This window comes from Streptomyces sp. NPDC001219 (assembly GCF_053597915.1).
In genome coordinates this window covers 159,991-180,845 of sequence record NZ_JBSFJF010000005.1, presented here as the reverse complement: position 1 = coordinate 180,845, position 20,855 = coordinate 159,991, and the positions used below count along the sequence as shown (strand labels likewise).

The 20,855-nt window shown below is 75.0% G+C and carries 17 protein-coding genes; 3 read left to right on the top strand and 14 right to left on the bottom strand.

Annotated features, from left to right (window positions below; translation table 11 throughout):
* Positions 1-34: 34 nt before the first annotated feature.
* Together ACWC9R_RS05160 and ACWC9R_RS05155 are read right to left on the bottom strand one after the other, a co-directional pair.
* Positions 35-781, bottom strand: a complete 747-nt coding sequence (locus ACWC9R_RS05160) for an anti-sigma factor (protein WP_450729020.1) — start codon at positions 779-781, stop codon at positions 35-37.
* Positions 778-1,365, bottom strand: coding sequence for a sigma-70 family RNA polymerase sigma factor (locus ACWC9R_RS05155; RefSeq protein ID WP_450729019.1), 588 nt, complete (start codon positions 1,363-1,365; stop codon positions 778-780). Before ACWC9R_RS05155 ends, ACWC9R_RS05160 begins: the two co-directional genes overlap by 4 nt.
* A gap of 203 nt (positions 1,366-1,568) precedes the next feature.
* Here ACWC9R_RS05155 and ACWC9R_RS05150 point away from each other — a divergent pair, with 203 nt between their 5' ends.
* The 3 genes from ACWC9R_RS05150 to ACWC9R_RS05140 are packed head-to-tail and all read left to right on the top strand — an operon-like array spanning position 1,569 to position 5,091.
* Positions 1,569-2,750 (top strand): lycopene cyclase family protein, encoded by a 1,182-nt coding sequence (locus ACWC9R_RS05150; RefSeq protein WP_450729018.1) that lies wholly within the window; start codon positions 1,569-1,571, stop codon positions 2,748-2,750.
* Between the two features lie 38 nt (positions 2,751-2,788).
* On the top strand, positions 2,789-3,535 hold the full coding sequence (locus ACWC9R_RS05145) for a class I SAM-dependent methyltransferase (protein WP_450729017.1): 747 nt from the start codon (positions 2,789-2,791) through the stop codon (positions 3,533-3,535).
* The gene (locus ACWC9R_RS05140) at positions 3,532-5,091 is read left to right on the top strand and encodes an FAD-dependent oxidoreductase (RefSeq protein WP_450729016.1); all 1,560 of its coding nucleotides are present in this window, start codon (positions 3,532-3,534) and stop codon (positions 5,089-5,091) included. The genes ACWC9R_RS05145 and ACWC9R_RS05140 overlap by 4 nt, the downstream gene beginning before the upstream one ends.
* Before the next feature lie 52 nt (positions 5,092-5,143).
* Here ACWC9R_RS05140 and ACWC9R_RS05135 read toward each other — a convergent pair whose 3' ends face one another.
* The 12 genes from ACWC9R_RS05135 to ACWC9R_RS05080 form a co-directional block, all read right to left on the bottom strand.
* The gene (locus tag ACWC9R_RS05135) at positions 5,144-6,157 is read right to left on the bottom strand and encodes a DUF5914 domain-containing protein (RefSeq protein ID WP_450729015.1); all 1,014 of its coding nucleotides are present in this window, start codon (positions 6,155-6,157) and stop codon (positions 5,144-5,146) included.
* Entirely contained in the window at positions 6,154-7,143 is a 990-nt protein-coding gene (locus ACWC9R_RS05130) for a phytoene/squalene synthase family protein (RefSeq protein ID WP_450729014.1), read from the bottom strand. The genes ACWC9R_RS05135 and ACWC9R_RS05130 overlap by 4 nt, the downstream gene beginning before the upstream one ends.
* Positions 7,140-8,675 carry a phytoene desaturase family protein gene (gene crtI / locus ACWC9R_RS05125; protein ID WP_450729013.1) on the bottom strand — a complete coding sequence of 512 codons (1,536 nt, stop codon included), beginning with the start codon at positions 8,673-8,675 and terminating at the stop codon, positions 7,140-7,142. Before crtI ends, ACWC9R_RS05130 begins: the two co-directional genes overlap by 4 nt.
* Before the next feature lie 112 nt (positions 8,676-8,787).
* A complete protein-coding gene (locus ACWC9R_RS05120) occupies positions 8,788-10,017 on the bottom strand; it encodes a beta-ketoacyl-[acyl-carrier-protein] synthase family protein (RefSeq protein ID WP_362607101.1) in 1,230 nt (409 codons plus the stop codon).
* Complete coding sequence (locus ACWC9R_RS05115) at positions 10,017-10,280, bottom strand: acyl carrier protein (protein WP_362607099.1); 264 nt, start codon at positions 10,278-10,280, stop codon at positions 10,017-10,019. Before ACWC9R_RS05115 ends, ACWC9R_RS05120 begins: the two co-directional genes overlap by 1 nt.
* Positions 10,281-10,625: 345 nt before the next feature.
* Entirely contained in the window at positions 10,626-12,236 is a 1,611-nt protein-coding gene (locus ACWC9R_RS05110; protein ID WP_450729012.1) for an MFS transporter, read from the bottom strand.
* Positions 12,233-12,979: a thioesterase II family protein gene (locus ACWC9R_RS05105; protein WP_450729011.1), complete on the bottom strand. Its 747-nt coding sequence runs from the start codon at positions 12,977-12,979 to the stop codon at positions 12,233-12,235. The genes ACWC9R_RS05110 and ACWC9R_RS05105 overlap by 4 nt, the downstream gene beginning before the upstream one ends.
* A 374-nt stretch (positions 12,980-13,353) precedes the next feature.
* Entirely contained in the window at positions 13,354-13,983 is a 630-nt protein-coding gene (locus tag ACWC9R_RS05100; protein ID WP_450729010.1) for a dihydrofolate reductase family protein, read from the bottom strand.
* A gap of 147 nt (positions 13,984-14,130) precedes the next feature.
* A complete protein-coding gene (locus ACWC9R_RS05095) occupies positions 14,131-15,543 on the bottom strand; it encodes an MFS transporter (protein WP_450729009.1) in 1,413 nt (470 codons plus the stop codon).
* Between the two features lie 111 nt (positions 15,544-15,654).
* A complete protein-coding gene (locus ACWC9R_RS05090) occupies positions 15,655-18,231 on the bottom strand; it encodes an AMP-binding protein (RefSeq protein WP_450729008.1) in 2,577 nt (858 codons plus the stop codon).
* Positions 18,231-19,706, bottom strand: a complete 1,476-nt coding sequence (locus ACWC9R_RS05085; RefSeq protein WP_450729007.1) for an MFS transporter — start codon at positions 19,704-19,706, stop codon at positions 18,231-18,233. The genes ACWC9R_RS05090 and ACWC9R_RS05085 overlap by 1 nt, the downstream gene beginning before the upstream one ends.
* Before the next feature lie 410 nt (positions 19,707-20,116).
* Positions 20,117-20,836: a 4'-phosphopantetheinyl transferase family protein gene (locus ACWC9R_RS05080; protein ID WP_450729006.1), complete on the bottom strand. Its 720-nt coding sequence runs from the start codon at positions 20,834-20,836 to the stop codon at positions 20,117-20,119.
* Between the last annotated feature and the right edge of the window lie 19 nt (positions 20,837-20,855).

The window sequence follows — 20,855 nt, the reverse complement described above, 5'->3', positions numbered from 1 at the left end:
GGCGGGCGGGCGGCCGGTGCGGCTCAGCCGGTTGTCAGACGCGCAGGACGGCCAGCGGCGGGGTGGTGGGCCGGCTGGAGCCGCCCGGGGGTTCCGCCGTGACGCCGACGCCGTCCGCGCCCTGGGGGCCGCCGGTCAGCAGCATCGCGCCGGAGGAACTGCCGGTCCGGACGAGCCCGGCGGGCTCCATGGCGCCGTCGCGGCTGTACCAGAGTTCGTACACCCGCTTGCCGGAGAGCGCCGGCAGACCGTGGTAGAGGAACGCGGTCTGTCCCCTCTGTTGTGAGGCGACGACCGTGCCGCGGCCGCCGCCCTTGAGCGCGGTGGTGTGGAAGGTGGCGTCCGGGGCGGCCATCAGCGCGCTGATCGCGGCCGTCTGCTGTTCGGCGCGGACGGTGCGGTCGCGCTGCTGGTCGGCCTCGTTCCTGGCGTTGACGGCCAGTCCGCCGGCGAGCGCGGCGACCACCAGACAGGCGGCGGCCGCGAGGTAGGGCAGCCGGTGCCGCATGCCCCGGCGCAGCGGGACCACGGTCGCGTGGCGGCCCCTCGGCGGCACCTGCCTGACCTCGGGCAGCGCGGCCATCACCCGCGTGCGCAGACCGGCCGGGGGCACCTCGGCCACGGCCAGCGCGAGCCGGGCCGCGGTCTCCTGCAGCTCCCGCACCTCCTGGGTGCAGGCCGGGCACTCCGCCAGGTGGCGGGTGAAGGCGGCGGACTCCTGCTCGGACAGCGCGCCCAGTGCGTAGGCGCCGGTCAGTGTGTGCAGGTCGATGGTGCTCATGCCGACACCCCCAGGCAGTCGCGGAGCCGGATGAGTCCGTCCCGCAGTCGTGTCTTGACCGTGCCCAGCGCCGCCCCCAGCAGGTCGGCGGTCTCCCGGTAGGTGTAGCCGCGGTAGTAGGCGAGGGTCACCGATTCCCGTTGCAGGTCGGTGAGTTGGCCCAGGCAGCGGCGCACCTGCTCGCGTTCCAGGCGCCGCTCGACCTGCTCGCTCACCTCGTCGAAGGGGGCGGTGTAGGCGCCCAGCCCGGCCCGGTGGTCGCGGTCGGCCGCCGCCTGGGACGAGCGCACCCGGTCCACCGCGCGCCGGTGGGCCATCGTCATGATCCAGGCCATCGCGCTGCCCTGCCGCGCGTCGAAGCGGGCCGCGGACCGCCACACCTCGATCAGCACCTCCTGGGCGACCTCCTCGGACTGCGCCGGGTCCCGTACCACCCGGCGCACCAGGCCCAGTACGGAGCCGGCCACCGCCGTGTAGAGACTCTCGAACGCGTGCTGGTCGCCGCGGGAGACGCGGCCGAGCAGGGTTTCCAGGGCACCGGTCTGCGGCGCTGGGGATCGGTCGCCGCGGGCTGCGACGGGCATGGACACCTCCGGACTGTGACGTGGTCACGAGTGTTTCGGCGCCGTGCGACACCTGGATTGGTCGGGAGAAGGATTCTCGCGGACGCCCCGCCGGGCGGCGCACCCGGGTGCGCCGCCGTATTTCCGCGCGTCACATGCCGCCTCCCGGGCCGGGACTGCGCGAGGATCGCCGCGGGGGCCCCGAGGCGGCGAGAGGACTGGGCGTGCGGGACGCGGATGCCGTCATCGTGGGCGCGGGCGCGGCCGGGCTGTCGCTGGCCCACCGGCTGTGCGAACCCGGGGGCCCGCCGTTGCGGGTGGTGCTGGTCGACGCACCGCGCGGGCCGCTCACCCCCCAGGAGCGGACCTGGTGTTACTGGGAGGCGCCGGGCGGCGCGTTCGACCACGCCCTGACGGCGTCCTGGGAACGGCTGCGGGTGCACGGGCCCGACGGCGAGGCGACGGCGGGACGGCCCGAGCCCTTCCGGTACAAGATGCTGCGGTCGGGTGACTTCGCGTCCGTGGTGCACGCCCGGCTCGCCGGACAGGACAGCGTGGTGCGCGCCGAGGCGACGGTGGAGTCCGTACGGGACGTCCCCGGCGGGGCCGAGGTGCGGGGCCACGACGCGGCGGGGCGACCGGTGACCTTCCGGGCCCGCTGGGCCTTCGACTCCCGTCCCGGGCGGCTCCCGCCGGCGCGGACCACCCTCCAGCAGCACTTCCGGGGCTGGTTCGTCCGCACCCGGCGCCCCGCGTTCGACCCCACGACCGCGGAGCTGATGGACTTCCGTACCCCGCAGCCCGGCCACGGGCTGTCCTTCGGATACGTCCTGCCGGTCAGCGACTGCGCGGCGCTCGTGGAGTACACGGAGTTCTCCCGCCGGCCCCTGGACACCACCGGGTACGAGCGGGCCCTGCGCCACTACACCGGGCAGGTGCTGCGGCTGGGCGCCTTCCGGGTCACGGCGGCCGAGCAGGGCGCGATCCCGATGACCGACGGCCGCTTTCCGCGCCGGGCGGGCCGCGCGGTGTTCCGCATCGGGACCGCCGGGGGCGCCACCCGTCCGTCGACCGGCTACACCTTCGCCTCCGTCCAGCGGCAGACGGCGCGGATCGCGGCCGCGCTGCGGGCCGGCCGCCCCCCGGTCCCGCCTCCCCCGCACGCCGTCCGGCACCGGGCGATGGACGCGGTGCTGCTGCGGGCGCTGGACAGCGGCCGGGTGGACGGCGCCGAGTTCTTCACCGGGTTGTTCCGCGCGGTGCCGACGGAGCGGCTGCTGCGGTTCCTCGACGGCCGCTCCCGGCTGTGGGAGGACGTCGCCATCGGCCTGCGCACCCCGGTGCTGCCCATGCTCCGTACCGTCGCCGAACTCCCGCTGCTGCCACGCCGCGCCGCAGTGCGGTGACCCCGCCCGCCTCGCGCCCCTGACCGGAGGAGACATCCATGGCACTGCTGCACGACGGCGAGCTGTCCGCCGCCTTCGACCACGCGTCCCGCACCTACGACCGGCTGGTGGCGGTGAACCCCGGCTACCACGGCCATCTGCGGCGCTCCGCACGGCGGTTGGGGCTGCCCGGCCGGGGCCGGGGGCTGCGGGTGCTGGATCTGGGGTGCGGCACCGGTGCCTCGACGGCGGCGCTGCTCGCGGTCGCACCGTACGCCGAGATCACCGCCGTCGACGCCTCGGCCGGCATGCTGGCCCGCGCCGCCGGCAAACGCTGGCCGCGTGGGGTGACCTTCGTGCACGCGCCGGTGGAACGCCTGGCCGACGCCGGGGTGACCGGCCGTCCCGGTGACCCCGGCGGCTTCGACGCCGTCTTCGCCGCGTATCTCTTCCGCAATGTCACCGACCCGGACGCGGTGCTCGCGGCGGCGCGGGAGGCGCTGACGCCGGGCGGACGGCTGGCCGTGCACGAGTACACCCTGTCCGGCGGGGCGGTGCCCCGGGCCGTGTGGACGGCGGTGTGCGGCGGCATCCTGCGGCCGGCCGGGCGGCTCGCGGGGGACGCCGGGCTCTATCGCCATCTGTGGCGCAGCGTCCTCGCGTTCGACACCGCGGCGGAGTTCACCGGGCGGCTGCGCCGGGCGGGCTTCCGGCAGGTGCGGGCGCTGCCGCTGCCCGGCTGGCAGACCGGCATCACCCACACCTTCGTCGCCGCCACGGCCGGTGCCCGCGGGGAGGAGGCGTGACCTGGAGGCACGACAGTGGCGGGGCCGCGCGGCGCGGACGCGACCGGCGGGCCCGGACGGTGCCGGGGCCGCCGGGGCGGGAGCGGGCGGCGGCCGGTGGTCCGGCGGTGGCGGTGATCGGCGGCGGGATCGCGGGGCTCGCCGCCGCGACCGGGCTGGCCGAGCGCGGGGTCCGGGTGACGCTGTACGAGCGGGCCGAGGGCCTCGGCGGCCGGCTGGCGGGCTGGCCCGTGCGGCTCGCCGACGGCTCACCGGCGACCATGAGCCGCGGGTTCCACGCGTTCTTCCCCCAGTACTACAACCTGCGGGGGCTGTTGCGCCGGGCCGATCCGGGGCTGCGGATGCTGCGGCGGCTGCCCGACTATCCGCTGCACCACCGTTCGGGCCTGCGGGACAGCTTCGCCCGGGTGCCCAGGACCCCGCCCTGGAGCGCGCTGGGCTTCGTGGCGCTCAGTCCCACCTTCACCTGGCGGGATCTGGCACGGATGCGTCCCGGCGCCGCCCTGCCGCTGCTGGACGTCCGGGTGCCGCAGGTCTACCGGCGGCTGGACCGGGTCAGCGCCTGGGACTTCCTCTCCGGTATCCGGTTCCCGGAGGCCGCCCGGCATCTCGCGTTCGAGGTGTTCTCCCGCAGCTTCTTCGCCGACCCGCGGGAACTGTCGGCCGCGGAGCTGGTGTTGATGTTCCACATCTACTTCCTCGGCTCCAGTGAGGGGCTGCTGTTCGACGTGCCCGACGAGCCGTTCCCGCAGGCGCTGTGGCAGCCCCTCGGCCGGTATCTCGCGGGGCACGGCGTCCGGCTGTGCACGGACACGGAGGTGACCGGCGTCGCGCCGGTGGCGGGCGGCGGGGTGCGGGTCGCCGGGGCGGGCGCGGACGGCCGGTTCGACGCGGTGGTGCTGGCGCTGGACACGGGCGGGCTGCGCCGGCTCGTGGCCGCGTCACCCGAGTTGGGGGACGCGGACTGGCGGGCGAGGATCGGGCGGCTGCGGACCGCGCCGCCCTTCCTGGTGTCGCGGCTGTGGCTGGAGCGGCGGGTGTCCGCCGACCGGCCCGGGTTCCTGGGCACCAGCGGATTCGGGTCGCTGGACAACGTCAGCGTGCTGGAGCGCTGGGAGGGCGAGGCGGCCCGCTGGTCGGCCCGTACCGGCGGCTCGGTGCTCGAACTGCACGCCTACGCCGTCCCGCCCGGAGCCGACCGGGAGCGCGAACAGCGGCGCCTGGTGGAGCAGTTGCACACGGTCTACCCGGAGACCCGCGGTGTCCGGATCACCGACCAACACCATGAGTGGCGCGCGGACTGTCCGCTGTTCCCGGTGGGCGGTTTCGACGACCGGCCCACCGTGCACACCCCCGACCCGCGGGTGGTGGTCGCGGGCGACACGGTACGGACCTCGTTGCCGGTGGCGCTGATGGAGCGGGCCGCGACGACCGGGTTCCTCGCGGCGAACGCGCTGCTGGCGCGCTGGGGCGTGCGCGGCCAGACCCTGTGGACCGTGCCGGACAGGGGGCGGTCGGCGGCGCTGCGGTGGCTGGCCGGACGGGCCGGGCCGTGACCCGGGCCCGCCGCGGGCCGAGGCCGTCGGGGCGGACGCCCGGCGGCCGGGGTCAGCCCGGGTGGCGTCCGCTGCTGCGCAGTTCCCAACGGCGCTCCGCGTAGGCCAGGTCGTCCCGCCACAGCCGTCGCGCGGCGGCGCGCATCAGGGGACGCAGGGCGGGCGCGGCGGCGCGCGCCAGGGCGAATCCGGGGCGCCGGGAGGTGGCGACGACCGCTTCGATGACCGCGGTGCGCGGGCGTCCCCGGTCGTCGGGGCCCAGCGGCGTGGCATGGGTCTCCACCACGGAGCCCTGCCCCTCGCCCTCCAGGATGCGCATCACCACCGTCCGGGGGCCGGGGGCCGTGAACAGCGCGGTGACCGGTACCACCGCGCGCCCGGCGACCTTGAACGAGACCTCGACGGTGAGGCCGCCGGCCCGTTCCCCGCCGTGCTCAGCGGGGGTGTCGACCACGGTGAGGTCGACGAACGAGTAGGGGTGGAACCAGGCGCCGTGCCAGGGGTCGAGACGGTTGGCCACCACGTCCTCGGGTTCACACCCGCCGGTGCCGGTGTAGACGGCGGCTACGGTGCCCGACGGCCGCGGCCGGGCGGGGACCAGCGGACTCGGCAGCGGGTGTTCGCCGCCCACCGCGTCGAGCCGCACCCAGGCCAGCAGCCCGTCGTCATGGGCGGGGAACGGCTCCCAGCCGGCGAACGGGGCGCCGTCCAGGGCGAGTCCGTGCCACCGGCAGCGGAGGATGCCGCAGTGCACGGGGCCCTGGGCGAGGGGCGCGCCGAGGTGCGGACAGGCGCCGGGTCCGGCGAGCAGGCGTCCGCCGGCGTCACGCCAGGTGACCACCTCGACCCCGGCGACGGTGCGGCCGACGGCACTCCGAGTACCGATGTCGCGGGCCGCGCCGAGGACGTACCAGTTGCCGGACGGGCGGGCGAGCGCGGCCTTGACGGCGGCGTCGATGCGCGCGGGTTTCGCGTCGCGCCAGGTGGGGCGCTGGCGCTCCCAGGGCTGGGGACCGCGGCGCAGCCGGAGCGGGAGGCGCGGGGGGCGGCGGGCCTCCTGGGTCATGGGGTCTCCTCCCGCACGTGGTGCGGCATCCGGCCGCGCGGCACACCGGGCGGCCGGGCGGTGACGCGGACGGCGGCGAGCCGGGCCAGCCCGCCGAGGGCGGTGGCCACGCGGCGCCGGCGGGAGACCGCGGCGCGGCGGTGCAGCACGGCGTATCCGTCGTCGCGCACCGCGTCGAGGATGGCTCCGTAGAGGACGAACGCGGTGCGGATGCAGGGACGGGAGACCGGGTCGAGCATGGCGAGGCCGGGGGCCGCCTCGCGGTAGACGGCGCGGGTGTGTTCGGCGGCCGCCCGCAGGGCCGTGGTGATCCGCGGGTCGGGGAGGCCGGTGTCCCGGCTCCAGCGGAGCAGTGCGCGGTCCACGCCGTGTGCCGCGAGCAGGTCGGCGGGGAGGTAGACGCGGCCGCGGTCGAGGTCCTCGCCGACATCGCGCAGGAAGTTGGTGAGCTGGAAGGCGATGCCGAGGGCCGCGGCGTGCGGCGCGGCCTCCTCCTGGGGGACGACGGTGCCGAGCACCGGCAGCATCTCCAGGCCCATCACGGCGGCGGAGCCGTGCATGTAGTGCCGCAGAGCGGCGTAGGTCGGGTAGTCCGTCACCGTCAGATCGCTGCGCATCGACGCCATGAAGTCCGTGAAGTGGCGGTGGTCGATGCCGTACACGGCGGCGGTGTGGGCCAGCGCGCGCACCACGGGTTCGGGGCTCTCGCCGCCCCGCAGCGCGTCGTCGAGCCGGCGTTGGAGGGCGTCGAGCGCGCGGGCGCGGTCCGCGGTGGTGTGGCCGGTGGCGGGGTCGTCGACGATGTCGTCGGCCCAGCGGGCGAAGCCGTAGAGGGCGTGGACGGCCGGGCGGCGGGCGGCCGGCAGCAGCCGGGTGGCGAGGAAGTAGGTCTTGCCGTGCCGGGCGTTGAGCCGGCGGCAGTGGGCGTAGGCCTCGCGGAGGCGGGGATCGGTGACGCCGGCGGCGTCCAGTTCGCGTGCGGTCATGCCGGGATGCCTCTCATGGCGGGGCGGGAGCGACCGGCGGCGGAGCGCGGGGGCCGCAGTCCGGTGATCCGCGCCGCGGCGAGCTTGCCGGAGATCAGGACGGTGGGGACGCCGACCCCCGGGGTGGTGCCGCAGCCCGCCAGTACGGCGTTCTCCGTGCCGTGTACGAGGTTGCGGGGGCGGAAGGGGCCGGTCTGCGCGAAGGTGTGGGCGGCGGAGAACGGCGTGCCGGCGGCGAGTCCCTGTGCGGTCCAGTCGGCCGGGGTGACCAGGTGGCTCTCCTCGATGGCGGCGTCGATGCCGGTGAGTCCCCGGCGTTCGAGGACGGCGAGCAGGCTGTCGCGGTAGCGGGGGGCGAGGTCGTGCCACGCCCCGGCGCCGGGGCCGGTCTCCGTGTTGGGGCAGGGCGCCAGGATGTAGTGCAGGTGGCGTCCCGGCGGGGCGAGTTGGGGGTCGGAGGCGGTGGGGCGGGTGAGCAGCAGCGAGGGGTCGCTCATCAGCCGGCCGGTGCGGGTGAGTTCCTCGAAGGTCTGCTCCCAGGCGGCGCCGAAGGAGAGGGTGTGGTGTGCCAGGCGCGGCCAGGTCCGGTCGGTGCCGGCGTGCAGGATCACCGCGGACGGCGCGTGGCGGAGCCGGACCGGGCGGCGGGGCCGCCGGCCGAGCAGCCGGTGCACGACCGGCAGGTCGGGGGTGAGGACCACCGCGTCGCAGGGGATGCGCTCGTGCGGGGTGCACACGGCCGTGATCCGGTCTCCGGTGCGTTCCAGGCGGGTGACGGGGTGTCCGTAGCGGAAGGCGGCACCGGCGTCGGTGGCCGCGTCCGCCATGGCCCGGGGCAGCGCGTACATCCCGCCGCGGGGGAAGTACACCCCGGCGACGGTGTCCATGTAGGCGATGACGGCGTAGGCGGCCAGCGCGCGGGCGGGCGGCACCCCGGCGTACAGCGCCTGGAAGGAGAAGACCCGGCGGAGCCGGGCGTCGGGCAGGAAGCGGCCGATCCGGTCGTCGAGCCGGCCGAATCCGCCGAGTGCGGCGAGACGGACCAGGTCCGGGTGCAGCAGTTGCAGCGGGGAGTCGAAGTTGGTGTCGATGAAGCGGTGGCGCTGGACCGTGTACAGCTGCCGGAGCCAGTGGCGCAGCCGGCGGTAGCCGTCGGCGGCCCGGGGCCCGGCGAACCGTTCGACCTCGGCCGTCATGGCCTCCGGGTCGGTGTGGACGTCCAGTTCGCTGCCGTCGGCGAACCGGGCGCGGTACGCGGGGTGCAGGGCCAGCAGCTCCATCCGGTCGGTGAGCCGTTCGCCGACCGCCGCGAACGCCTCCTCGACGAGGTCCGGCATGGTCAGCACGGTCGGGCCGGTGTCGAGGTGGTAGCCACCGCTCTCGATCCGGCCGGCCCGGCCGCCGGGCAGCGCCGCCCGCTCGACGACCGTCACCCGTCGTCCCGCGCCGAGCAGATGGAGCGCGGCGGACAGACCGGAGAGGCCGGCGCCGACCACCACCACGTGGTCGGTGGGGCCCTTGACGGTTCGCATAACGGTGCTGCCCCTTTCGGCCGCCCTGGCGGTGAGGAACGAGGTGGTGCCGTCGGGCCGTTGGGGCGGCGCGACGGGGTGGAGCGGACGGCCGTGCGCCCTGGTCCGCGGGTCAGGCGGACCGGAGGACGAGGGCCGCGTTCTGGCCGCCGAAGCCGAAGGAGGTGCTGGCGGCGGCGGACAGCGGCGTGCTGCGCGGGGCCTTGGCCACGATGTCCAGGTCGATGTCGAGGTCGGGGTCCTCGTGGTTGGCGGTGGGCGGGATGGTGTTCTGCTGGAGGCTCATGACCGTGAGGGCCGCCTCGATGGCGCCCGCCGCGCCGATGGCGTGGCCGAGCGCGCCCTTGAGAGAGGTGACGGCGGGCGGCTCGGGGAAGACGGCGTGCAGGGCGCGGGCCTCGGCCAGGTCGTTCAGGCGGGTTCCGGTGCCGTGCGCGTTGACGTGGTCGATGTCCCGGGGCGTCAGGCCGGCGTCGGCCAGCGCCGCGGTGAGGGCGGCCGCGGCGCCCCGGCCCTCGGGGTCGGGGGCGGCGTAGTGGTAGGCGTCGCAGCTCGCGCCGTAACCGGCCAGCAGGGCGCGGGGGCTCGCTCCGCGGGCGCGGGCGTGCTCGGGGCGCTCCAGCACCAGGACGGCGGCGCCTTCGGAGAGGACGAAGCCGTCACGCCCGGCGTCGAAGGGGCGGCAGGCGCCCGCGGGGTCGTCGGTGCGCTGGGACAGCGCGCCCATACGGTGGAAGCAGGCCGCGGGGATGGGGTGGCGGGCGGACTCCGCGCCGCCGGCCAGCACGATGTCGCAGGTCCCGGCGCGCAGCAGGTCGCGGGCGATGCCGAGGGCGCTGGTGCCGGAGGCGCAGGCGGTGGAGACGGCGAAGTTGGGCCCCGTGGCCGTCAGGTCGAGGGCGATCTCGGCGGCCGCCATGTTGGGCACGCTGCGGGTGATGGCGAGGGGCGAGATGTCCAGCGGGCGGCCGGCCGCGAGCTTGGCGAACTCGGCGACATAGCGCTCCATGCTGCCGGTGCCGGTGCCCATGACCACTCCGACGCGTGCGGTGTCCCACGCGGTGGGGTCGAGGTCCGCGTCGGCGACGGCGTGCCGGGCGGCGAGGAGGGCCATGGCGACGAAGCGGTCCAGCCGCCAGGCGGCCTTCCGGCCGACGAGGCGGGCGGTGTCGAAGTCGGGGACCCGGCAGGAGATGTCCACCGGCAGTCCGGCGAGCCCCGGGTCCCGGGCGGCGGTGGACCGGCCGGTGAGCAGCGCGTCCCAGGTCGCCCGTACGCCGATCCCGGCCGGGCTGACGACGCCCAGTCCGGTGACGGCGACCTCGCGGCACTGACCGGGCATCAGCTGCCGCTGTTCGGCGCGGCCGTCAGGGCCTGGTCGGCCTCGCTGCGGTCCATCAGCGCGGCGAGTTCGCCGATGGTGGTCCGCATCGGCACGTCGTCCAGCGAGATCCCGGTGCGCTCCTGGAGCATCAGGCCCATCTCGACGAGCGCGAGGGAGTCCAGGCCCAGCTCCTCGAAGGTGCGCTCGGGGGTGACCTCGGCCGGGTCGAGGTCGAAGGTCTCGGTGAGGGTGCTGGTGATCAGCTCTGCACTGGTGGGCACGGATGACTCCTTCGATTGGGGTGGGGGTGCCGGCCGCCGTGGGCGGGGCGCCATCCGAGGGCTAGGACCTGTCGTCAAACTCCCGTCGTTCGCCCGGGGCAGGCGGGAGTTTGACGACACGCCCTAGGGGTCGCCGCGGACCGGCGCCGCGGGTCCGCGCGGCAGGAGCCCGGGGCACCGTGGGACAGGCGGGTGCGGACGGGGCGTTCATCGTGGCTCCAGGCGGGCGGAGGGGCGGCCGGCACCGGGGGCCGGTGCGCAGGGGTCGGGCTCGCGCTCTACTGTCGCCGACCGCGTCCCCGGGCCAGGAACCTGAAGGCACCTCTGAACGAGTGACTTATCGCTCTATAGCGCCGGGTGCTCCTCTTCCCTGGGCGCCGGCTGCGGTCCGCGGAGCCGGGCGGGGCCGTCTCCGGGCGCGCCGTGGGGGCGGTCCGGCCGGCCGAGCCAGCGGGCGGCGGCCACGGCGGTGAGCAGGGTGACGGCTCCGGCGACGAGGGCGGTGAGGGTCATGGCGTCCGTGAAGGCCCGGCGCGCGGCGGCCAGCACACTGCTGCGCAGCGGGCCGGGCAGCCGCATCGCCTGCGCCGGCACGGACAGCATGCTGTGCCGGGCCGCGGCGGCCACCGGCGCGGGGGCGTGCAGATCGGTGAGGGAGGCGGAGAGCCGGGAGGTGAAGACCGCCGCGAGCAGGGAGCCCTGGACCGCGACGCCGAGGGCCGAGCCGACCTGGCGGGTGGCGTCGTTGATGGCCGAGCCGAGCCCGGCGCGTTCGGTGGCGACCGAGCCCATCACCGACTCGGTGGCCGCGGCCGCCACCAGTCCGGCGCCGACGCCCGCCACCAGCTGGAAGGCCGCGCAGTGCGGGTAGTCGGAGTCCGGGGTGGTGGTCGCCAGGATGGCGAAGCCGACAGACACCAGGGCCAGTCCGCCCACGACGGGGAACCGGCCGCCGAGCCGTGCCCGTACCGGCACCGCGCACACCGCGCCGAGCGCCAGTCCGGCCGGCAGCGGCAGGGTCCGCAGTCCGGCCTGCCAGGGGCTGAAGCCCAGCACTCCCTGGAGGTAGAGGGTCAGCACGAACAGCGCCCCGAACATGGCGAAGGACATCAGCGCCAGGGCCGCGGCGGCCACCCCGATGGCGGGCACCCGCAGCAGCGACAGCGGGAGCATGGGCGCGGGCGTGCGCAGCTGGCGGCGGACGAAGGCGGCCAGCAGCAGTGCGGCGGCGGCGAATCCGGTCAGTGCGGCCGGGCTCGTCCAGCCGCGGTGCGGGCTCTCGGTGATCGACCACACCAGGACCAGCAGCCCCGCGGCGGACAGGGCGGCACCGGGCACGTCGAAGCCGCCGCGCCGCCGGGCACGGGACTCGGGCACCAGGAGCAGGGCCAGGGTGATGAGGACGGCGGCCAGGGGCAGGTTGATCCAGAAGGCGGCGCGCCAGGAGAAGTGCTCCACCAGCCAGCCGCCGATGACCGGACCGCACAGCCCGCCGATGCCGCCGACCGCGGCCCATGCGGCGATGGCCCGGCTCCGCAACCGGGCCTCGGGGAAGAGATGGTGAAGGACCGCCAGGGTCGCCGGCATCAGCAGCGCGGCGCCGGCCCCCATGGTGCAGCGCGCGGCGATCACCTGCCACGGCTGGTCGGCCAGTGCGCCGCCCAGCGAGGCGCCCGCGCAGACCGCCACGCCGCAGACGAAGGAACGCCGCCTTCCCCAGGCGTCGGTGAAGGCGCCCACGGCCAGCACGGTTCCGCCCAGGACCAGGGCGTAGCCGTCGACGATCCACTGGACCTGTGCGGTGGAGGTGTCGAGGCCGCTCTGCAGGTCGGGCACCGCGACGTTGAGGACCGTCAGGTCCAGGCCGAGCATGAACAGGCCGAGACACACCACGGCGGCCGCTGCCGCCCGGCGCCCGGGAACCGCCGGGGCGCGGTCCGGCGCGGCGGCCGTCATGCCGTGGCCACGGGGCGGTTGCGGGTGGCGTCCAGGGTGCCGGCGAGCCGGCCGACCAGGGCTTTGGTCTCGGTGTGCAGGTAGGTGTGGCCGCCGGGGAAGAGCTGCGCCGGGACCGGTGTGGTGACCAGGTCGTTCCAGGCCTGGAGGTCCGGCACTCCGGTGACGGGGTCGCCCTCGCCGCCGTAGAGGGCCAGCGGCACGTCGAGGGGCGGTTCGGGGCGGTGCCGGTAGTGCAGGAGCAGCAGGCAGTCGGCCAGCAGCGGGGTGCAGGCCGCGGCCATCAGGCGGGCGTCGGCGAACAGTTGGTCGGGGATCGGGCCGACGAGTTCCCGGATGCCCTCCAGCCCGGCGGTCAGCCGCGGCGGCAGGCCCGCGGTGTAGGCGTCGAGGTGCGGCGCCGACAGCGAGGACACCGCCAGCAGCGAGGGCAGCCGGCCGTGGGTGCGCCGCAGATGGCGGGTCGCCTCGTAGGCCAGCAGTGCGCCCGCGCTGTGTCCGAAGACGGCGAACGGACGGGGGTCGGTCCAGTCGTCGAGTACCGCGGCGAGCCGGGCGCTGAGGTACGCGGGGTCGGTCAGCGAGGGTTCGTCGGCACGGGTGCCCCGGCCGGGCAGCGCCACGGAGCACGGTTCGATCCAGGGCGGCAGCAACGGCGCCCAGCGCAGATAGCAGTCCGGGCCGGCCCCGGCGGGCGGCACACAGTACAGGCGCAGCGCCGCCTGGGGACGGGCTGCCAGCACGACACGCTCCGGCACCGCCGACGCCGCCGCCACTGACGCCACCGACGTCCCTGACTTCGACCGTTCCGTGAAACCGACACCCACGACACACGCCCTTCGCCTCGCGCTCCACTGGTCCGGGCTCCGCCCGTGCACTGCCGCCGCCCGCAGGGCCGCGCGGCCGTCGTTCCGGGGCGTCCCGGCCGTGGCGCCTGCCGGCCGGCGGGGCCCGGAGACCTCCGGCCGGGCACAGGACCGGTGCCCACGCCGACCCTGCCCTCCCCCGCCCGCGCACTCCACACACCACGCAAGGCGCCGCGCCCCTCTGACACCAACGGCGGCAGCCGGGGCCGGTCATGCCTCGCGGTCGGCGCGAGGCCGCATCCGGGGTCCCCTCACCCCTCCTCGTCGAGCTCGAAGGTGCCGTACTCGGGCTTGCCCGCGCGTGCGTAGACGCAGTACTGGACGCCCGTTCCGGTGGTGCGGGACTCCGTGAGCTTCCAGGCGGTGGGGGCGGCGCCCTCGGCGAAGAGCCGCTTGCCGGTGCCCAGGATCACCGGGTTGATCAGCAGCCGGTACTCGTCGACGAGGTCGTGCTGCTGCAGGGTGCGGATGAGGTCACTGCTGCCCTGGGTCATGAGCACACCGTCGAGCTGCTTCTTGAGCCGTGCGACGGCCTCCGCGGCGTCCCCCTCCAGCAGATGGGAGTTCTGCCACTCCAGACTGCTGAGGGTGCGCGAGGCGACGTACTTGGGCATGGTGTTGAGCTTGACGGCGATCGCGTTGTTCTCGTCGGTGACGCGGGGCCAGTAGGTGGCGAAGATGTCGTAGGTCTTCCGGCCGAGCAGGAGATGGTCGGCGGTCCGCTCGAAGACCCCGGTCATCAGGCCCAGGAAGTCGTCGTCGACGTACGGGACCTGCCAGCCGCCGTGCTCGAAGCCCGCCTCGACGTCCTCCTCCGGCCCGCCGGGGGCCTGCATGACGCCGTCCAGGGTGACGAAGGCGGTGACGATCAGTGTGCTCATGGTGCTGCCCTTCGGGTGCGGAGTCTGCCGGTACCAGGGGTGACTCCCGGGCCGGCGAGAACTCATCGCTCGCCGCGCGACCGGCCGGTCCTGGGTACATACCACGACAACTCGCCACAGTTGCCGTACGCCGTGGACCGCCGCGCCTCAGCCGGCGGCCCGGCCGGGCTCCTTCGGCGTGACGCACAGACACGCGAGGACGGCCGCCGTCAGGTACGCGCCCGCGCCGATGGCCATGGCGGTCCGCAGCCCGGCCGGGAAGCTCTCCGCCGCGGCCAGCAGGGAGCCGCCCAGGGCGACGCCCGCGGCGCTGCCGATCTGGCGGGCGGTGTTGAACAGCGCGGAGGCGGTGCCGGAGTACGCGTCCGGGGCGGCGGACATCACCGTGGCGGTCGATCCGGTGAGCGCGAAGGACGTACCGAAGCCCGCCGCCATCATCGGCCCCACCAGCAGGAGGTAGTCCGGGTCCGGTCCGGCGGCGGCCCAGCCCGCCAGGCCCGCCGCCCCCAGGAGCATGCCGGTGACCACGAGCGGGCGGTGTCCGGTACGGCGGGCCAGCCGCCCGGACAGCACGGAGGCGAACATGGTCATGGCCACCGCCGGGAACAGGGCGAGCCCGGTGCGCAGCGCGGTCAGGCCGCGGAGGTGCTGGAAGTACAGACTGGCCGTGAAGATCATGCCGTAGAAGGCGAAGTTGAACAGCAGGCCGATGGCCGCCCCGCCGCCCATCGCACGGGAGCCCAGCAGCCGCAACGGCAGCACCGGGGTGCGGGCCAGGCGCTCACGCAGCACGAACGCGGCGGCGGTCAGCAGGCACAGGCCCGCTCCGGTGAGGATCAGCGGGTCCGTCCAGCCCCGCCGTCCGGCCTCGTTGAGGACGGTGGTCAGCAGGGCGACCGTCGCGATCAGCGCGCACTGGGCCGGCCAGTCCACGGGCCGGTCGGCGCGCCGGGCCGAAGCGGGCACCTGACGCAGCGTCAGCAGCAGGCAGGCGCAGCCGACGGGCAGGTTGACGAAGAACACCCAGCGCCAGCCCGCGGTGGTGACCAGCAGGCCGCCGAGGAGGGGGCCGGCGGAGGCCGCGACACCGGCCATGGAGCCCCACAGGCCGAACGCCCGGGAGCGCTCGGCGGGGGCCGGGTAGGCCTGCTGGAGCAGGGCCAGGGAGCCGGGCACGATCAGCGCCGCGCCGAGCCCTTCCAGCAGCCGGGCAGCGATCAGGGTCCCGGTGTCCGTGGCCAGTCCGCAGGCCCCCGAGGCGAGGGTGAACACCACGACCCCGGTGCAGAAGATCCGGCGGTTGCCCAGCCGGTCGCCCAGCGCGCCGCCGGTGAGCAGCAGTCCGGCGAAGACCAGGGTGTAGCCGTCGGTGATCCACTGGATTCCGGTGAGCGAGGCGGACAGCTCCCGTCCCACCACCGGGACGGCGACGTTGATCACGGTCACATCGAGGATGACCATGAAGTAGCCCGCACAGACCGCGAGAAGCGGGGCCAGGGACCGGCCCGGGGCCGCAGGCCCGTCCGGTCGGTCGGCCCGGGACCGGTCGGCGCGCACCATGGCGACACCGTAGGGCCGGAACGCGCGCCGCCGGTGCCTTGAGCGGTCCGGCGGCGTGCCGGACGGCCGGCGCCCTCCGGTGAGGTCGGGCGCCGGTGCCGCCGGCCGGGGTCAGCGCTGCGCGCGGGCGTCGAGCCAGTCCCTGACCAGCACGTCGTTGGGTGCTTCGAGCAGCGCGAAGTGGTCGACCGGCAGCCGGTCCACGGCGTCGTCCGGCAGGATGTCCCGCCACTGGCCGAGAGCGGCTCCGGCCGTCCACGGCTGGTCGCCGCCGGCGTCGACGGCTGTCGGTCCGCGGCGGGCGTAGTCGATCTCGCCCCCGGTGTCGCCCTGCAGGATGCGCACCGGCAGGCCGTCGGGCGGGCTCAGCACGAAGTCGTCGAGCACCCGCGCGTTCGAGGCGTACACCGACCAGGCGTCCTCGATCTCCTGCCGGCCGGCGTCCCGCGCCAGGGTCCCCGCGTCCTTGGCCGCCGCGGTGACCGCGGCCAGGTCGAACCCGCCGTCCGCGTCGACGAACCGCTCCGCGGGGACCGGGATCGACCAGCCGACGCGGACGAAGATGTCGAAGGCGTCCTCCAGCCGCACGCGGTGGGCGCCGGGGTCCGGCGGGTCGATGAGCAGGGCCCGCACCTTGTCACCACAGCGGTCGTACAGCCGGCGGGCGACCTCGTAGCCGAAGACACCGCCCAGCGAGAACCCGGACACGCAGATGGTGCCGTACCGGTCGACGTCGTGGGCGAGCAGGACGTCGGCGAGTCCGTCGGCGAGCGCCGCCATGCCCTTGCCGGACAGCTCGGGCGGGGTCTCCATGGCCCACACGGTGTCGTCGGCGGGCAGCATCCGGGACATCGACGCATAGCGGGTGACCGCGCCGGACAGCGGCGGGAGGAAGACCCACAGCCGGTCCGTGCCGGCCGGACGCATCCGGACGAGGGTGGTGCCGGTGGTGTGGTGCGCGGTCGGAATGCCCTCGCGGCGGTCGGACAGCAGCCGCGCCAGCGCGTCGAACCCGGGTGTCCGGTACAGCTCGGCGGCGCGCAGCGGCACGTCCAGCCGCTTGCGCACCTGGGTGATCAGCTCGATCGCCCGGACCGAGTTGCCGCCGACCGCGAAGAAGCTCGTCGTGCCGTCCTGGGGCGGGCTGCCCAGCACCTGCCGCCAGGCCAGCCGCAGTTGCGCCGTGACGTCCGTGGCCCCGTCCTCCTCCCCGGCGTCGCCGCCCGGCCGGTGCTGCGCGCGCTCGGCCAGCGCCGCCTGATCGACCTTGCCGCGGGAGGTCAGCGGGAACTCGTCCACCACGGTGACCTGCGAGGGCACCATGTAGTCGGGCAGCGCGGACGCGAGCTGCCGCACGAGCGCCGCTTCGGGGTCCTCGGGCGGTGCGAGCCCGGGGTCGAGCCGGACGAACGCGGCCAGCAGCCGGCTGCCGGCGCCGTCGAACGGCACGACCAGCGCGTCGAGGACGACGTCCACGGCCAGCAGCCGGGAGACGATCTCGCCGAGTTCCACCCGGAAGCCGCCGTGCACCTTGACCTGGGCGTCGAAGCGGCCGTGCAGGTCGTAGCCGCCGTCGGGCCGCGCGGTGGCCACGTCGCCGGTGCGGTACGACCACTCGCCGTCGCGCACACAGAACGCCGCGGACGACGCCGCCCGCCCCAGGTAGCCACGGCCGACCGCGACGCCCTGGATGACCAGCTCGGACGCGTCCTCCCCGGCGCCGAGCGGGGCCAGCCGGAACCGGACGCCGTCGATCGGGGCGCCGATCGCGACGGGCTCGCCGGGCAGCAGGTCCCGGTAGCAGACGACGACGGCGGTCTCGGTCGGGCCGTAGCCGTTCACCACGCGGGTGCCGCCCGGCGCGACGTTCGCCCAGGAGGTCACGGCGCCCTGGGTCGGCGCCTCACCGCCGGCCATCACCAGCCGCAGGCCCGGTGCGATGTGCCCGGCCGATCCGGCCAGTTCGGCGCCGAAGCGGTTGAACACGCCGGTCGGCAGGCTCAGCACGGTGATGCCGAGCCGGTGGCAGTGGTGGAGGAAGTCCTCGGCTCCGCCGTACACGAACGCCTCGTCCCGGAAGACGAGTTCGCCGCCGACGGCCATCGTGGTGCAGATCTGCTCCAGCGCGAGGTCGAAGGCGATGGAGGAGAAGAGCAGCCGGGTGTCGTCCGAGGTCAGGCCGTACCAGTCGATGGTGCGCAGGACGTGGTTCTCCAGGGCGGCCCGCTCGATGACGGCGCCCTTGGGAACCCCGGTCGAGCCCGAGGTGTAGCCGACGTAGGCGGCCGGTGAGGTGCGGCGGACCAGCCGTTCGTCCAGCGGCGGTCCCGGCTGCGGGCCACGTGCCGGTCCCGCCTCCGTGATCAGCGCGGCCGGGCGGCAGTCGTCGATGATCAGCTGCTTGCGGGGGTCCGGCAGATCCGGCTCCAGCAGGGTGAAGGCGGCGCCGGCCCGGCTGACCGCGGCCATCGCGACGACGGTGTCGAAGCCGACCGGCAGGTCGATGACCACCACGTCCTCGGCCGCTACGCCGAGTTCACCCAGCCGTGCGGCCAACGTGTCCACGGCGGCGGCAAGTTGACGGTAGGTCAGGCGGTGGTCGCCACGGGACAGCGCGGTCTTCTCGGGACGGTCGCTCGCATGCGCGGCGATCGCGGCGCACAGCATGCCGCCGGTTTCCGTAGTCATCAGGCGTTCACCTTTCGCGGACGGGACGTCACGGAGGTACTCGGGGTGGGGGCGGGCAGAACCGCCAGGACGGTGAACGTGGCGACCGCCGCCACCACCGCACCGGTGGTCCAGGCGGCGAACAGGCCGGAGCTGACGCCGTCGGCGAACCAGGCCGCGGCCCGCCCGGAGCCGTGGACGAGCAGGTCATGGCCCGCGCTCACCGACCGGGCCGCGTCCGGCAGGCCGGGCACCGAGGCGATCCGGGACCCGTAGCCCGCCGAGAACACCAGGCCCATGACCGCGACGCCGCCGGCGCCGCAGATCTGCTGGAACATGGCGTTGACGGAGGACCCGACGCCCGCGTCGTCCGGCCGCAGGCTGCTGACGATCAGCGTCAGGGCGGGGCCGACGGACAGCCCCATGCCGAGCCCGCAGCACAACAGGCCCGCGGCGAGCAGCGGATAGCGCAGATCCATGGCGGCCAGGGCACAGAGCGCACAGCCGACGGCGCCCAGGCCGAGGCCGACTGCCACGGCGGCCTTGGGCCCGGTCCGTGCGGTGATCGCGGCACAGGTCAGGGAGGCGGCGGTCAGGCCCACGGCGAGCGGCAGCAGGCCGGCGCCGGCCTGCAAGGGGCTCCAGCCCAGGCCGTACTGGGTGAACTGGCCGGCCAGGAACACCGTGCCGAACAGGGCGAAGAACAGCCCGGACATGGCCACGACGGCCCCGGTGAAGGTCCGCACCCGGAAGTAGCCCAGGTCGAACAGCGGCCGGTCGGTGCGCCGTTCATGGACGGTGTACCCGATGAGCGCCAGCAGGCCGACGGCGCCGAGGCCGCCTCGCAGCCAGCCGGGCAGCCGGTCGTCGGCCGCGAAGATGATCGCCGAGGCGAAGACGCCGACACCGGTCAGCAGCAACAGCGCGCCGACGAGGTCGGGGCGCGCCGCGGTGGGCACCGGTTCCCGGCGCCGGATGAGGGTGGCGGCGCCGGTCAGGGCGATCACCCCGACCGGCACATTGATCAGGAAGATCGATCCGTACCAGAACCGCGTCAGCAGCAGCCCGCCCAGCACCGGGCCGATGGCCACGCCCAGTCCGACGACGGCCGGCCACAGTGCCAGTACGCGACGCCGGCCGCTGTCGGACAGTTCCGTGGCGAACAGTCCGAAGATGCTCGGCACGATGAACGCCGCGCCGACGCCCATGCCCGCGCGGGACAGCACCAGCGCCGGCACCGAGGGCGCGAAGGCACCCAGCAGCGAGGCAGCCGTGAACACGGTGACGCCCACGGCGTACGAACGGCGCGCCCCCATACGGTCGACGAAACCGCCCGCGATGATCAGCGACGAGGCGAACACCAGCATGTACGCGTCGATGGCGAACTGCACGGCCGGTGTACCGGCCCCGAGGGACGCCGAGATTCTGGGTACCGCGGTGTTGATGATGGAATTGTCCGCGGAGACCATGAACAGGCTCAGGTACGCGGTGGCCACGACACCATGGGTGCGCGATATCGGTTTCGGCCGACTTGCTGCCAGCGACATTCGGTTCTCGATCTTCTCTTGAGGCCGGTTGCTAACCGTTGATCAGGAATGCGGTGCCGTCGACGAATTGATGCAGCTGCCGGGCGACTGAGAGGGTGATTGCCGTGGTGCTGTGCCACGACAAGAGAAAGGGTGCGGGGTCGCTTTCCCGGTGATGACCTGGTGTGCCCCCGACGCGCAAGCAATTTTGAGCTTGTCGGCCCCAAACTAGCAGTCGGCCGCGAGGAAGATCAATCGCAGGTGGCTGGGATCACAGGACGTCCGGCCCCGGCCACTGACCGTACATCCGGCCTTGCGGCAAAGGGGATTGACCGGCGCGGTATCGCATCAATACCGCGCCGGAAAAGCACGCCTCTCCGCTACTCCGGGACACGGGCGGCCACGGCCGCCCGGTACCCCTCCCCCGCCTCGACATCACCGATCTCCCAGCCGTCCGGCTGCACGGCCCCGCGGGCCGCCGTCCCCAGGTAGTCCAGGGACGGATCACGGCCGAGGCCGGTCCCCAGGCCCTTGAGGTACGCCTCCTTCCGGACCCAGACCCGCGCGAACGCGGCACCCCGCTCCTCCTCCCGGCAGGCCGTCAACTCCGCGGTCTCGTCGGGGTGCAGGGCGGTGGCGACGTCGAGCACGGACCCGGGGCCGGGCACGGCCTCGATGTCGGCACCGACCGGAACCGCCGCGAGTGCGATCAGGCCGAGATGGCCGGTGTGGGAGAGGGAGAAGTGCACCGGGTTTCCGCGCACGACCGGACGGCCGTGCGGGCCACCGCACAAGGGGCAGGGGTCCCTTTCCAGCGGCACCCGCGACGGCTCGGCTCCGAGGAACCCGCCGAGCAGCATCCGCAGCGCGACATGGGTGACCAGATAGGTGTTCCGGTCCTCCGCACGCCGGAATGCCGCCGCACGGGCCCGCTCCTCCGGACTCAGCGCCGAGGCGGCCGATTCCTCGGCCGCGGACAGCAGATCACCGGTGTGCGTCAGCCAGAGACGCGCCGGGTCACCGGCTTTCAGCGCCCCTGGACGACGGTTCCAGGCGGCGATGCCGAGCGGCGTCGCGGGCCGTGTCGCGGGAATCCTCACCCGCGCAGGATACGAAAAT

Bases quoted from the DNA above. Each gene is read 5' to 3' on its own strand.
- ACWC9R_RS05160 (WP_450729020.1), bottom strand. From the start codon at position 781: ATGAGCACCATCGACCTGCACACACTGACCGGCGCCTACGCACTGGGC.
- ACWC9R_RS05155 (WP_450729019.1), bottom strand. From the start codon at position 1,365: ATGCCCGTCGCAGCCCGCGGCGACCGATCCCCAGCGCCGCAGACCGGT.
- ACWC9R_RS05145 (WP_450729017.1), top strand. From the start codon at position 2,789: ATGGCACTGCTGCACGACGGCGAGCTGTCCGCCGCCTTCGACCACGCG.
- ACWC9R_RS05135 (WP_450729015.1), bottom strand. From the start codon at position 6,157: ATGACCCAGGAGGCCCGCCGCCCCCCGCGCCTCCCGCTCCGGCTGCGC.
- ACWC9R_RS05130 (WP_450729014.1), bottom strand. From the start codon at position 7,143: ATGACCGCACGCGAACTGGACGCCGCCGGCGTCACCGATCCCCGCCTC.
- crtI (WP_450729013.1), bottom strand. From the start codon at position 8,675: ATGCGAACCGTCAAGGGCCCCACCGACCACGTGGTGGTGGTCGGCGCC.
- ACWC9R_RS05120 (WP_362607101.1), bottom strand. From the start codon at position 10,017: ATGCCCGGTCAGTGCCGCGAGGTCGCCGTCACCGGACTGGGCGTCGTC.
- ACWC9R_RS05110 (WP_450729012.1), bottom strand. From the start codon at position 12,236: ATGACGGCCGCCGCGCCGGACCGCGCCCCGGCGGTTCCCGGGCGCCGG.
- ACWC9R_RS05100 (WP_450729010.1), bottom strand. From the start codon at position 13,983: ATGAGCACACTGATCGTCACCGCCTTCGTCACCCTGGACGGCGTCATG.
- ACWC9R_RS05095 (WP_450729009.1), bottom strand. From the start codon at position 15,543: ATGGTGCGCGCCGACCGGTCCCGGGCCGACCGACCGGACGGGCCTGCG.
- ACWC9R_RS05090 (WP_450729008.1), bottom strand. From the start codon at position 18,231: ATGACTACGGAAACCGGCGGCATGCTGTGCGCCGCGATCGCCGCGCAT.